Origin of the sequence: Streptomyces sp. NBC_00425 (genome assembly GCF_036030735.1) — a bacterium.
Classification (GTDB): Bacteria; Actinomycetota; Actinomycetes; order Streptomycetales; family Streptomycetaceae; genus Streptomyces.
This window is the reverse complement of record NZ_CP107928.1, coordinates 5,684,082-5,696,662: the sequence shown is the minus strand read 5'-3', so window position 1 is coordinate 5,696,662 and position 12,581 is coordinate 5,684,082. Positions and strand designations below refer to the sequence as shown.

The window sequence follows — 12,581 nt, the reverse complement described above, 5'->3', positions numbered from 1 at the left end:
CGGGGAGACATCGCGCGAACCGGAGGGCCGACGGACGGACGGACGACGGCTGGAAGGGCGACGGCTGGAAGGGCGACGACTGGAAGGGCGACGGCCGAAAGGGCGACGACTGGAAGGGCGACGGCCGGAAGGCCGCATGAGAAAACCCCGTCCCGGTGCGTACGGGGGAACACGCACCGGGACGGGGGGCCGTGGGGAGGGGGTGGCCCTCACGAGGTCCTCAGGGCGCCCACCTTCACCAGGAGGGCGCTGTGGCTTCGCCGGCAGCCGGCTGTCACTTCAGGTGCAGCTGCTGACCCGGGTAGATGAGGTCGGCGTCCTGGACGATGTCCTTGTTCAGCTGGAACAGCTTCTGCCAGCCGCCCTTGACCTTGTGCTTCTCGGCGATGGTGCTGAGGGTGTCGCCCTTGACGACCTTGTACTCGCCGTCGCCCTTCTTGACCTTCTTGCCGGTCGGGGTGGTGACCGTCTTGGACTTCTTGGCGGCCGCCGGACGGTCGGTGGAGCGGGAGCTGCTCTTCTGCTCGGTCGAGCGGGAGCTGCTGCCGCTGTCCGACGAGCCGGAGTTCGAGGAGCCGGAGTTCGACGAGCCGGCGCTGCTGCCGTTGTAGGCGGCGCCGGACAGGCCCTTGCCGCAGACCGGCCAGGCGCCCTTGCCCTGGCCCGCGAGGACCTTCTCGCCGATGGCTATCTGCTGGGCCTTGGAGGCCTGGTTGGCCTGCGAGGCGTACTGCGTGCCGCCGTACGCGGCCCAGGTGGAGGAGGAGAACTGCAGGCCGCCGTAGTAGCCGTTGCCGGTGTTGATGGACCAGTCGCCGCCGGACTCGCACTGGGCGACCGCGTCCCACTCGGAGGCGGTGGCGGCGGAGGCGTTGCCGGCCGCCATCAGCGGGGCGGCGATGGCGACGCCGGTGACACCGGCGAGAGCGGCGGCGCGGGTGGCCTTGGACGGACGGCGGTGCTTGCCCTTACCGGAAAACAGCATGGTGGATCCCCTCACCGACGCCTGCGAGGTGAGCTGTCGGGTTCGGGCCGTGTGAGTTGCCCGGTCACTCCTCCGCCGGAGACTTCCGCTCCGTGGGAGGGGTGACTTCACCCCAAGCCGCTCCGGCGACTTCCCGGTGCGGCGCTTACCTTGGGTCCCCCGCTCCTGCCTACGGCGCTTGACGCGACGACTGTTCCCGGGCTGCCGCTGGCAGGATTCGGCGTTGCGACGGCCGGGGCTCGGGTTGCCGAGCGGTCACGACCGTAGACACGCGATCCGCGGAATTTCAAAGACGATCAGGGCTTCTGAGACTCATCCCACACTTTCACCAAATCGGACATTCGGCGCGAAGCGTGACGTGAACTACCGCTGTTTTTCTTGGGCTTTGCGCCCTATTGGACCCCTGTGTCGAGGGTCTGACCGGGGGCGATGTCGCTCGGGTCGGCGCCGATGAGGTCCCTGTTCTCGGCATAGAGGGCACGCCATCCGCCGTGGAGGCCAAGGGAGTCGGCGATGGAGGCGAGGGAGTCGCCCTCCTGGACGACATAGGCGGCCGCGGCATGCCGGCCCGCCGAGGCGGTGGACGCACCGCCCGCTTCGCCGTCGGCACTCTCGGCCGCCGGCTCGTCGGCCGTGGCGCCGCGATGACGGCCGGAGCCGAGGGAACCGGTGTCGACGAGGTTCCAGGAACCCACATCCTGGCCCGACTTGTCCGAGTCGTCCGCTTCCGGGGTCCCCGTGGGTGAACCGTCGGCCGCCTGCGGGTCGCCCTGACCGCCGGCACCGCCGGAGTCGCCCGCGACGGCAGACGGGGACGAAGGCGACGAAGGCGACGCCGCGGGCGAACTCGACGCATCACCCGACGAGTCGGATGTGCCAGACGAGTCGGACGATCCCGCTGAACCGGTCGAACCGGTCGAACCGCCGGAACCGGTCGAGCCGTTGCCGGAATCCGACGAACCCGAAGAGCCCGACAGCCCTCTGGACAGGTCGGACAAACCCGAGGAGCCGGACGATCCAGACGAATCGCCCGCCACGCCGGTGTCCACGGTCAGCGCGCCGTTCTCCTTGGTGAGCCCGGAGGTCAGCCCGCAGGTGCCCCACGCGCCGACGCCCTTGGCCGCGAGCACCTTCTGCGCCACGGCGATCTGCTGGTTGCGGCTGGCCAGGTCGGGGCTCGCCGCGTAGTCGAGTCCGCCGTAGGCGCTCCAGTCCTGCTGGGTGAGGCTGAGGCCGCCGGACTCGCCGTCGCCGTCGGCACTCCACGAGCCCCCGGTCTCGCACTGCGCCACCTTGTCCCACACCGTGCCGTCCGCGGCGCTCGCGCCGGAGGCGGCGAGCAGCGGGATGGCGATGGCGGAGCCGGTCACCCCGGCCGCGACGAGCAGCGCGGGGGCCTGGCGGGGGCGACGGTGACGACCGTTCCCGGAGAGCATGCGAGGGGCCTTTCTCTGGACAGCAGTGCCGGCGCGGGCGAGTGAGCTGACGCGTCGCGCTGACGAGTGAACGTATCGGCAGACGATCACTTGTCACAAGTTAATGCCGCGCAGATCACGTGAAGATCACAGACTTGAGGATCGGTCACCTTTGCTCCGCCGCGTGGTCACAATCCGGCTGACGTCCGGTCAGGCCCGCCCCTTGTCCGACGCGGCCCTCAGTCGCCGGAACGAGGCGCGGACGCCGGGGCGAACTCGACCGGCAGCGTGCGCAGGCCGCGCATGATGAGGCCGCCGCGCCACCTCAACTCGGCCGGTTCCACCGCCAGTCGGAGGTCGGGAAGCCGGGTGAGCAGGGTGGCCAGCGCGGTCTGGCCCTCCAGCCGGGCCAGCGGGGCGCCCAGACAGTAGTGGATGCCGTGGCCGTAGCCGAGGTGCTGGTTGTCACGGCGGGAGAGGTCGAGCGTGTCGGGGTCGGTGAAGCGGGCCGGGTCGCGGTCGGCGGCGGCCAGCACGACGAGGACGGGATCGCCGGGTGCGATGTCCTGGCCGCCGAGGGCGACCGGCTCGGTCGCGAACCGCCAGGTGGCGAGTTCGACGGGACCGTCGTAGCGGAGCAGCTCCTCGACGCCCGTCTCGAGCAGGGCGCGGTCGCCGCCGTCCACGGTCAGGGACCGCTGCAGGGCCTCGCGCTGTGCGGGATGGGTCAGGAGGGCGTACACGCCGTTCCCGATGAGGTTCACGGTCGTCTCGAAGCCGGCGAACAGCAGGATGAAGGCCATCGCGGCGGCCTCGTTCTCCGTGAGGTGCTCGCCGTGGTCGGAGGCGCGGATCAGACCCGAGATGAGGTCCTCGCCCGGGACGGGTTCGGCGGGGAGTCCGGCGCGCTTGCGGTGGATGAGCTCCAGCAGGTAGCCGCGCATCTTCTTCACCGACCGGGCGACGCCGCCCCTGGGGCCACCGCCGTGCCGGATCATCATCCCGGCCCAGTCGCGGAAGTCGTCCTGGTCCTCCTCGGGGACGCCCAGCAGGTCGCAGATCGCGTAGATGGGGAGGGGGAAGGCGAAGTCGTGGATGAGGTCGGCCCGGCCCTCGGCGGCGAACCGGTCGATCAGCCGGTCCGTCAGCTCCTGCACGCGCGGCGCGAACTCGGCGACGCGGCGCGGGGTGAAGGCCTTGCTCACGAGCCGCCGCAGGCGGGTGTGGTCCGGCGGGTCGATGTTGAGCAGATGGGTCATCAGCTCGGCCTTGCGCTCCCCGGGGATGCCGGTCCTGCCCCGGGCGTGGGCGGGTTCGTCATGATGTGCGGGGTTCTTGGACAGCCGCGGGTCGGCGAGGGCCTGCTTGGCGTCGGCGTACCGGGTGACCAGCCAGGCCTCGACCCCGCTCGGCAACGCGGTCCGGTGCACCGGGGCGTGCTCCCGCAGCCAGGCGTAGGCGGGGTAGGGGTCGGTGGCGAACTCCCAGGTGAAGAGCGCGGGCGCGGGCGGGACGTCGGCCTGGGGCTGCCGGGACGAGTGGTTCGGGTGGTTCGGGTCGGTCACGACCCGACGGTAGCGGGCCTGCCGACGCGCACGGTCACGCTCACTCGCCCGAGGACCGGGACGCGGAAGGGGACGCGGACGGGGACGGGCGGTCGTGGAGCCCTTCGGCGACCCGGATCGCGTCCCGGTAGGACCGGGCCGCCGCCCGCAGCGCCGCCTCCGGGTCGACGCCCTCCGACTCGGCCCGGGCGGCGAGGGCGAGCAGTTCGTACCCGATGCCCTCGGCGGCCGGCAGCGGCACGTCCAGCCCCGCCGTCCGGGCCCGCGCGGTCAGCTTCGCCACGAGAGCCAGCGAGGGCTGGTGGAGCGGAACGCCGTCGGTCACCGACGCCCGGCGCTTCTCGACCGCCTTCGTGCGCAGCCAGTGCTCCTTGACCTCCTCCGGCGTGGTGGCGGTGGCGTCGCCGAAGACATGGGGGTGGCGGTGGACGAGCTTGGCGACGATCGTGCCCGCGACGTCGTCGACGGAGAACGGGGACTCCTCGTCCTCTTCGGCGATGCGGGCGTGGAAGACCACCTGGAGCAGGACGTCGCCCAGTTCCTCGCGGAGTTCGTCGCGGTCGCCGTCCTCGATCGCCTCGACCAGCTCGTACGCCTCCTCCATCGCGTACTTCGCCAGGCCCTGGTGGGTCTGCCGGGAGGACCACGGGCACTCGTCGCGGATGCGGTCCATGACCTGGACGAGGTCGAGCAGCCGGGCGCCCGGCAGGTCGTAGGAGGCGGGGAGGAGTTCCAGCTCCGGCATCGCCACCCGCCCGGAGCCCGCCAGCCGGGCCAGACCGTCCGTGAGAGCCGGCTCGCCCTCGCCCGTCGCCACCACCACCGCGGTGCGGCCGCCGGCGCAGGCGGCCACCAGCTCCTCGGCGGTGGGCGACGTCTCCTCGACCGCTATGCCCGCGTCCCGCAGATAGGGCAGCTGCGGGTGCGCGCCGTCCGCGCACAGGACCCGGTCCGCCGCGCGCAGGGCCTGCCAGGCGGGCCAGGACAGCAGGCCGGGGGCGACGCGGTGGCTGGTGGTGAGCAGGACGACGCGGCCCGGGGCGGTGACTGCGGCGTCGGCATCTGCGGAGCTGATTGCGTTCACACCCCGAACGTAACCCACGCCCGCCGGCGGCCCCAGGAGTCGTCCACAGGACAGGGCCGCCGGTCACACGATCACATGGTCGCGTCGGTCACCTGGTCGCTTCGGTCACCTGGTCAGGTCGTCTGCTTGACCCCGGCCGCCGTGACCTCCCGCACCCACGGGGTCTTCGCGTCGACGCGGGCCACCTTCTGCGCGTCCCAGTCGCCGTAGCGCGGGTTGAGGTCGACGCCGAGAGCCTTGGACGCCTTGGACAGGGCGCTCCAGAAGGCGGGCTGGCTGGTGGTCGTGCCGAGCTGGGCGGCGAGTCTCTGGGCCTCCAGCTGCAGGCGGAGGTTCTCGTCGAGGCGCTGCGGCGGGATGCCGTACTGCTGCAGCCACGCCGTCTCCAGGCCCTTCGCGCCGCCCGCCTGCTGTTCCAGGCCGGTCCGCATCTCCTGGACCTCGCGGGGGGTGACGGTGATGCCCGCGTCATCGGCGGCGCGGTGCAGCACCCGGTCGAGGACCATGCCGTGCAGGGTGTCCCTGGCGAGCCCGCCGGTCTGCCCGACGACCTGCGCGTACTGGGCGTCGTCGGTGACGGCCGCGCGCTGCGCCGAGCGCACCTCGTCCACCCGGCTCTCCAGCTGCGCGACGGTGATCCGCTGACCGCCCACGACGGCCGCCGCGCCCGGATGCGCGTCGTTGCCGCAGGCGGTGAGGAGAGGGGCCGCCACGATCGCGGCGGACAGCAGGAGCGCGGTGCGACGACGGCGGTGCAAGGAAGCCTCCCGAGGAGATTGTGCGGCGGTGCACAAGGTCTTGCGGTGATCGATGGTAGGCAGTGGCGCGGCTGCGGCCAACCCATTCGACCAACGATTCACCGGGACTTCCGGCACCGCCGCGCCCGCCCGCCGCCCGCTCGTCGGTGCGAGCGGTCGACCCCGCGGGTCCGGGGCGCGCTCAGCCGACCAGGGCGACCGGGGCGTCCCAGGAGTCGCGGTCCACGGTGATCGTGTAACCGCCGCGGGTCTCCTTGCTGTTGACCAGGTACTGGTGGCCGCGGCTGTGGCCGGTGAACTGGGTGGCGCCCCACGGCCAGTCCGTGGTCGTGGTGTCCTTCTTGTCCCACAGCGCGTACCAGAGGTTGCCCGGCAGGTCCGTCTTGTTCGTCGCGGTGGCGATCGCCTTGGCGCTGGAGCTGCTGAATCCGTAGTAGCCGGCCCGGTACGTCTTGGCGCGCAGCGTCTTGCTGAAGGAGCGGACGTACGCCAGCACGGCGTCGTTGCACGACTTGTTCGTGATGTCGTACGCCTCCATGTCGAGGTAGACCGGACTGCCGGTCTTCATGCCGAGCGCGGAGGCCTTGGCGACGGCGTCCGCCGCGTCCGTGGCGCCGAGGGAGGTGGCCGTGGAGGCGGTGATCTTCTCGGGGCTGGAGCCGGTCTGGCACGGCGGCTGCGCGCCGACGTAGAGCGGGATGAGCTTCCAGCCGAGCGTGTTGACCGACTTCACCCAGGACGCGGTCAGGTTGGGCTGCGCGCACCCGCGGTTCTTGCCGCCGATGTAGACGGCGGCGCCGCCGTAGTAGCCGTCGGCCTTCCAGGCCTTCATCGCGGCCGCCGAGGGCGCCGTGCAGGCGTCGAAGGCCCGGCCGGTGTACGTCTTCTGGGCGGGCCAGACGGTGGCCGCCATCGAGGTCTGCGCCGCTGCCCCGGCCCCCGCGAGGACGGCCGCGCCGGCCACGCCCCACGTGATGTATCTGCGCTTCCTGGACTGCCGGTGCTCGGCCATGCGATCCCCACCCCATCGTTCGTCTGTGATCTGTTGCGTACGGCGGCCTCGCTGTCGCGGTCGCGTCGTACGGATGTCTCCCCTTGACCGGAACGACGATACGGCGTCGACTCGACGTCCTGACGCCGGAGGCGGATGGCACCGTAACCCGCGGCGCCCCTGCGAAAGGGAAACGGGGCATCCGCAGCGCCACAAGATTCACTTACGTCACGGTAAAGAAGCGGCGGCCTGACGCGGGCCGCCCATGTCCTACCCTTGCTCCCTGGTGACCTTGGGGGGCGACATGACGATGCCGACGACGACCGTGACCGGCACGGTGAGACGGCTGGAGGGCGGCTGGTTCGAGCGGCTCGCCTGGGTGGTGCTGGTGTGGATCTCGCTGGGCTTCCTGGCGTGGGTGCCGTTCCTCTACGTGGGGATCCGCCGCGGCCTGTCCTCGGACTGGGCGGCCTTCTGCTCGTTCGCGCTGTACGAGGTGTCGATCGTGACGTGCACGGTGGCCTCCGACAACGACGACTCGGACGCGTTCTTCGGCGCCATGTTCCTCATCACCCTGCTGATGGCGACCGGGATGCTGCTGTTCGCGATGTTCGACAAGAAGGCCCCGGCGGCGGCTCCGGCGTACGGAGCGGGCCACCCGAACCCGTACCAGCAGGGGTACCCGTACGGCCGGTAGCCGTCAGCCAGCCCGTCAGCCATCAGCCGCCGGCCGTGAACCGGGGGCCGTCGGCCGTGAACCGGGGGGCGTCCCCGCGCGGGCTCATCCCGCGCGGAAGCGGCCCGGGGCCTTGGTCGGGTTGCCCCCGGCGGGCAGTCGCTGCGCGGGGCAGGCCGACAGCACCTCCTCCATCGCGGACTTCTCCGCCGCGGTGACCCACAGCTGGTACTTCTTCTTCACGGCGACCTGCGCCGCGACGTAGGTGCAGCGGTAGGCCTTGTTCGGCGGCAGCCACGTCGCCGTGTCGCCGTCCCCCTTGGAACGATTGGTGCTCGCGTCGACGGCCAGCAGGTTGAGCGGGTCGTTGGCGAGCGCTATCCGCTTGGCGGCGTCCCAGTACTTGGCGCCCTTCTGCCAGGCGTCGGACAGGGCGACGACATGGTCGATGTCGACCTTGCTGCTGCCGCGCCGGTAGGTCACGGCCTTCCCCGAGTAGGGATCCGACTCCAGCACCCCGAAGGACACCTTGCAGACGCCGCCGGTGAACCTCACCTTCTCCAGGTCCCGCTTGAGGATGTCGTCGCGGGTGTCGCAGGAGTTGGAGTCCGTGTCCGCCCAGGCGGAGCCGAACTGCTCGCGGTCGTAACCGGTCTTGGGGGCACGCCCCTTCACCGGCAGCGACCCGGCCGCGGCGAGGGCCGCCCCGCCGCCCGCCTTTCCCGTGCCCGCCGTCGCGCCCGGGCCACGGGAGCCCGCGCCGGCGGTCTGCTCCTTGCAGCCCGCCGCCGTCACGGCGCACACCAACGCGACGGCGACCGCCGCCCCACCCCTCAGACGCCTCACGCGCCCCTCCCCTGTCCGGCTGCTGCCCACCCCGCACAGGGCGGCTTCCCCTGACGAGGACCGGCACACACCCTAGCGAGGGGGCGCTCGGAAGCGGCCGGGAGGTCCAGACCACAACGGTCTCAAGTGGGCATCTCGCACATCACGGGAATATCGTCGATGGAGAGTCACCTCCGGGAAGGGAGCTCTGCATGGGCATCTTCGACAGGTTCAAGAGCCACAAGGCGGCACAGGACAAGACCAGGGACATGTCCGACGCCGCGGAGCGGCGGATCAACGAGAAGACGGGCAACAAGCACGAGACCCAGGTCGACTCGGGGCAGCAGCAGCTGCACGAGCGGATGGGGATGGACGAGGACCGGCCCGAGAACCCGTAGCCGGGAACCCTGCGGAGATCCCTCCGGCCGCCGCTGTCCGCAAGCCGGTCCGCGAGCCTGACGTGGCCGTCCGCGGAGCAGGAAAGCTCCGCGGACGGCTTCACGCCGTCGCCGCACCCGCGGGCGGCCGGGGTCCACCCGGCCGCGCCTTCCCCGCCCGCTACGAGCCCAGCACCGTGGCCAGGAACTCGCCCACCCAGCCCAGGAGTTCCCGTCCGACCAGCGGCTTGCCGCCGACCTTCGCGGTCTTCGGGCGGGGCACGAGGACCTGGTGCGCGGCCGGCTTGATGACCGACCCGGGGTACAGCCGCTTCAGGCGCAGTTCCTGCGACTCGCGCAACTCCACCGGCGCGAAGCGGATGTTGACGCCCTGGAGCACGATCTCGCCGACGCCGCAGGCGCGTGCCAGCATCCGCAGCCCCGCCACCAGCAGCAGGTTCTCCACCGGCTCGGGCAACTTGCCGTACCGGTCGACGAGTTCCTCGCGGACCGCCCTGACGTCGTCCTCCGAGTTCGCGGAGGCGATGGCCCGGTAGGCCTGCAGGCGCAGCCGCTCGCCCGGCGCGTAGTCGTGCGGGACGTGCGCGTCGACCGGCAGCTCGATCTTGACCTCGAGCGGCGGCTCCTCCTCGATCTCGCCGGTCTCCAGCTGACGCCGGTAGTCCGCCACGGCCTCGCCGACCATCCGCACGTACAGGTCGAAGCCGACGCCCGCGATATGGCCGGACTGCTCGCCGCCGAGCAGGTTGCCCGCGCCGCGGATCTCGAGGTCCTTCATCGCCACGTACATGCCCGCGCCCATCTCGGTGTGCTGGGCGATGGTGGCGAGCCGCTCGTGGGCGGTCTCCGTGAGCGGCTTCTCCGGCGGGTAGAGGAAGTAGGCGTAGCCGCGCTCCCTGCCCCGGCCCACCCGGCCGCGCAGCTGGTGCAGCTGGGACAGGCCGAAGGTGTCGCCGCGCTCCACGATCAGCGTGTTGGCGTTGGAGATGTCGATGCCGGACTCGACGATCGTCGTCGAGACGAGCACGTCGAACTTCTTCTCCCAGAAGTCGACGACGACCTGCTCCAGCGCCGACTCCGACATCTGGCCGTGCGCGGTGGCGATGCGCGCCTCGGGAATGATCTCGCGCAGTCTCGCCGCCGCCCGGTCGATCGACTCGACCCGGTTGTGGATGTAGAAGACCTGGCCCTCGCGCAGCAGTTCGCGGCGGACGGCGGCGCCGATCTGCTTCTGCTCGTAGGGGCCGACGAACGTGAGCACCGGGTGGCGCTCCTCCGGGGGCGTGGTGATCGTCGACATCTCGCGGATGCCCGTCACCGCCATCTCCAGGGTCCTCGGGATCGGGGTCGCCGACATCGTCAGGACGTCCACGTTCGCGCGGAGCTTCTTCAGCTGCTCCTTGTGCTCGACGCCGAAACGCTGCTCCTCGTCGACGATGACCAGTCCGAGGTCCTTGAACTTCGTCTCGGAGGAGAACAGACGGTGGGTGCCGATGACGACGTCCACGGAGCCCTCGCGCAGTCCCTCCAGGGTGGCCTTCGCCTCGGCGTCCGTCTGGAAGCGGGAGAGGGCGCGGACCTTCACCGGGAACTGCGCGTAGCGCTCGCTGAACGTGCCGAAGTGCTGCTGCACCAGCAGGGTCGTGGGCACGAGGACGGCGACCTGCTTGCCGTCCTGGACGGCCTTGAAGGCGGCGCGGACCGCGATCTCCGTCTTGCCGTAGCCGACGTCGCCGCAGATCAGGCGGTCCATCGGGACCGTCTTCTCCATGTCGTCCTTGACCTCGGCGATGGTGGTGAGCTGGTCGGGCGTCTCCGCGTAGGGGAAGGCGTCCTCCAGTTCGCGCTGCCAGGGGGTGTCGGCGCCGAAGGCGTGGCCGGGGGCCGCCATCCGCGCGCTGTACAGCTTGATCAGGTCGGCGGCGATCTCCTTGACGGCCTTCTTGGCGCGCGCCTTGGTCTTCGTCCAGTCCGCGCCGCCGAGCCGGTGCAGCGTGGGCGCCTCACCGCCGACGTACTTGGTGATCTGCTCCAGCTGGTCGGTGGGGATGTAGAGGCGGTCGCCGGGCTGGCCGCGCTTGGCGGGCGCGTACTCCACGACCAGGTACTCGCGCGTGGCGCCCTGGACGGTGCGCTGCACCATCTCGATGTAGCGGCCCACGCCGTGCTGCTCGTGGACGATGTAGTCGCCGGCCTCGAGGGTGAGCGGGTCGATGGTCTTGCGGCGGCGCGCGGGCATGCGCGCGCCGTCCTTGCCGGCCGCCTTCTGGCCGGTCAGGTCGGTCTCGGTGAGGACGGCGAGGCGCAGCGCGCGGTCGACGAAGCCGTAGTCGATCGAGCCGCAGGAGACGTGCACGACGGAGGGGCTCAGCTCGGTCAGGTCGCCGTCGAGACGGGCGGCCACGCCCTCGCCGCCGAGCACCTCGACCGTGCGGGCGGCCGGGCCGTGCGCCTCGGTGACGAAGGCGACGCGCCAGCCGTCCGCGAGCCAGCCCTTGGTGTCCGCGAGGGCCTTCGCGGTGTCGCCGCGGTACGTCTCGGGCGCTTGCATGCCGAGCTTCAGCGTGCCGTCGTCCAGCTCGTCGTCGGCCGCGAACGGCGACACCGACCACCACATCATGTCGAGCTCGCGCGCGTGTTCGCGGACGTCCGCGATCGACCACAGGGAGGCCGCGCCGACGTCGATGGGCGCCTCGCCGCCGCCCGCCGTGGCCGCCCAGGAGGCCTGCAGGAACTCCTGCGACGTGGCCACGAGGTCGGCGGCGCGGGTGCGGACCCGCTCCGGGTCGCAGACGACGGCCATCGCGCGCTTGGGCAGGACGTCGATCAGCAGCTCCATGTCGTCGACGAGCACCGGGGCCAGGGACTCCATGCCCTCGACCGCGATGCCCTCGGCGATCTTCCCGAGCAGTTCGCCCAGCTCGGGGTGCTGTTCGGCGAGGACGCCGGCACGCGTGCGCACGTCGTCGGTGAGCAGCAGCTCACGGCAGGGCGGCGCCCACAGGCCGTGCTCGGCGACTTCCAGGGAGCGCTGGTCGGCGACCTTGAAGTAGCGGATCTCCTCGACGTCGTCGCCCCAGAACTCGACGCGCAGGGGGTGTTCCTCGGTGGGCGGGAACACGTCCAGGATGCCGCCGCGGACGGCGAACTCGCCGCGCTTCTCGACGAGCTCCACGCGCGCGTAGGCGGCCGCGGCGAGCGCTTCGACGATCTCGTTCAGGTCGGCGGTCCCCCCGGAGCGCAGCGCCACCGGTTCCAGGTCGCCGAGTCCCTTGACCTGCGGCTGGAGCACGGAGCGGACGGGTGCGACGACCACCGAGACGGGGCCGGTCTCCGGGTCGTCGGGTCGCGGGTGGGAAAGCCGGCGCAGCACGGCGAGGCGGCGGCCGACGGTGTCGCTGCGCGGGCTGAGGCGCTCGTGCGGGAGCGTCTCCCAGGAGGGGTACTCGACGACGCCGTCCGGCGGGAGCAGCGAGCGCAGGGCGGCGGCGAGGTCCTCGGCCTCGCGGCCGGTGGCGGTCACCGCGAGGACGGTGCGGCCGGTCTCGCGGGCGAGGGCGGCGATCGCGAAGGGGCGGGCCGCCGGGGGACCGACCAGATCGACGTGCATGCGGTTGCCGTCGGCGGCCGCGGGGATGGCTTCCGCGAGGGCGGCGTCCTTGACGACGGCGTCGAGCAGACCGTGCAGGCTCATGGAGGGCTTTCCGTCGAGGGGCCCGGGCACGTCTCGTTCTCGCGGGATGTCTCTCGCGGCGACACGGGTGCACCGGGTCCGGGGTGGGCAACGCGAAGGGCCCGACGCGTGTCACGGGCCGGGGGTGTCCAGGGTACGACGGGGCGGGGTCGTTCGCCGGGGGCTGTGGACAACCGCGGGAGCCGGTGGG

Annotated in this window: 10 protein-coding genes and 1 riboswitch; of the genes, 2 read left to right on the top strand and 8 right to left on the bottom strand. The window is 71.7% G+C overall.

What is annotated here, in order from left to right; genetic code table 11:
- Positions 1–274: 274 nt before the first annotated feature.
- From OHS82_RS24740 to OHS82_RS24715, 6 genes are all read right to left on the bottom strand, one after another.
- A complete protein-coding gene (locus OHS82_RS24740) occupies positions 275–985 on the bottom strand; it encodes a LysM peptidoglycan-binding domain-containing protein (protein ID WP_057578622.1) in 711 nt (236 codons plus the stop codon).
- A gap of 3 nt (positions 986–988) precedes the next feature.
- Positions 989–1,172, bottom strand: a riboswitch (cyclic di-AMP (ydaO/yuaA leader).
- Positions 1,173–1,377: 205 nt separating this feature from the next.
- Positions 1,378–2,421 (bottom strand): LysM peptidoglycan-binding domain-containing protein, encoded by a 1,044-nt coding sequence (locus OHS82_RS24735; protein ID WP_328434491.1) that lies wholly within the window; start codon positions 2,419–2,421, stop codon positions 1,378–1,380.
- A gap of 218 nt (positions 2,422–2,639) precedes the next feature.
- A complete protein-coding gene (locus tag OHS82_RS24730) occupies positions 2,640–3,965 on the bottom strand; it encodes a cytochrome P450 family protein (protein WP_328434490.1) in 1,326 nt (441 codons plus the stop codon).
- 40 nt (positions 3,966–4,005) lie between these two features.
- Complete coding sequence (locus tag OHS82_RS24725; protein ID WP_328434489.1) at positions 4,006–5,049, bottom strand: nucleoside triphosphate pyrophosphohydrolase; 1,044 nt, start codon at positions 5,047–5,049, stop codon at positions 4,006–4,008.
- Positions 5,050–5,162: 113 nt separating this feature from the next.
- Positions 5,163–5,807, bottom strand: a complete 645-nt coding sequence (locus OHS82_RS24720) for a SurA N-terminal domain-containing protein (RefSeq protein WP_057578629.1) — start codon at positions 5,805–5,807, stop codon at positions 5,163–5,165.
- A gap of 181 nt (positions 5,808–5,988) precedes the next feature.
- Positions 5,989–6,819 carry a glycoside hydrolase domain-containing protein gene (locus OHS82_RS24715; RefSeq protein ID WP_057578631.1) on the bottom strand — a complete coding sequence of 277 codons (831 nt, stop codon included), beginning with the start codon at positions 6,817–6,819 and terminating at the stop codon, positions 5,989–5,991.
- 283 nt (positions 6,820–7,102) lie between these two features.
- Between OHS82_RS24715 and OHS82_RS24710 the strand changes: the two genes are divergently transcribed.
- Positions 7,103–7,495: a hypothetical protein gene (locus tag OHS82_RS24710; RefSeq protein ID WP_057578634.1), complete on the top strand. Its 393-nt coding sequence runs from the start codon at positions 7,103–7,105 to the stop codon at positions 7,493–7,495.
- 84 nt (positions 7,496–7,579) lie between these two features.
- On the opposite strand, the gene OHS82_RS24705 is transcribed toward OHS82_RS24710, so the two are convergent.
- Positions 7,580–8,320 (bottom strand): HNH endonuclease family protein, encoded by a 741-nt coding sequence (locus OHS82_RS24705; RefSeq protein WP_328434488.1) that lies wholly within the window; start codon positions 8,318–8,320, stop codon positions 7,580–7,582.
- Positions 8,321–8,511: 191 nt separating this feature from the next.
- On the opposite strand from OHS82_RS24705, the gene OHS82_RS24700 reads away from it, so the two are divergent.
- Entirely contained in the window at positions 8,512–8,697 is a 186-nt protein-coding gene (locus OHS82_RS24700; protein WP_057578637.1) for an antitoxin, read from the top strand.
- Between the two features lie 160 nt (positions 8,698–8,857).
- Here the strand turns inward: OHS82_RS24700 and mfd are convergent, their stop codons facing one another.
- Positions 8,858–12,391 carry a transcription-repair coupling factor gene (mfd, locus tag OHS82_RS24695; RefSeq protein ID WP_328434487.1) on the bottom strand — a complete coding sequence of 1,178 codons (3,534 nt, stop codon included), beginning with the start codon at positions 12,389–12,391 and terminating at the stop codon, positions 8,858–8,860.
- Positions 12,392–12,581 lie beyond the last annotated feature (190 nt).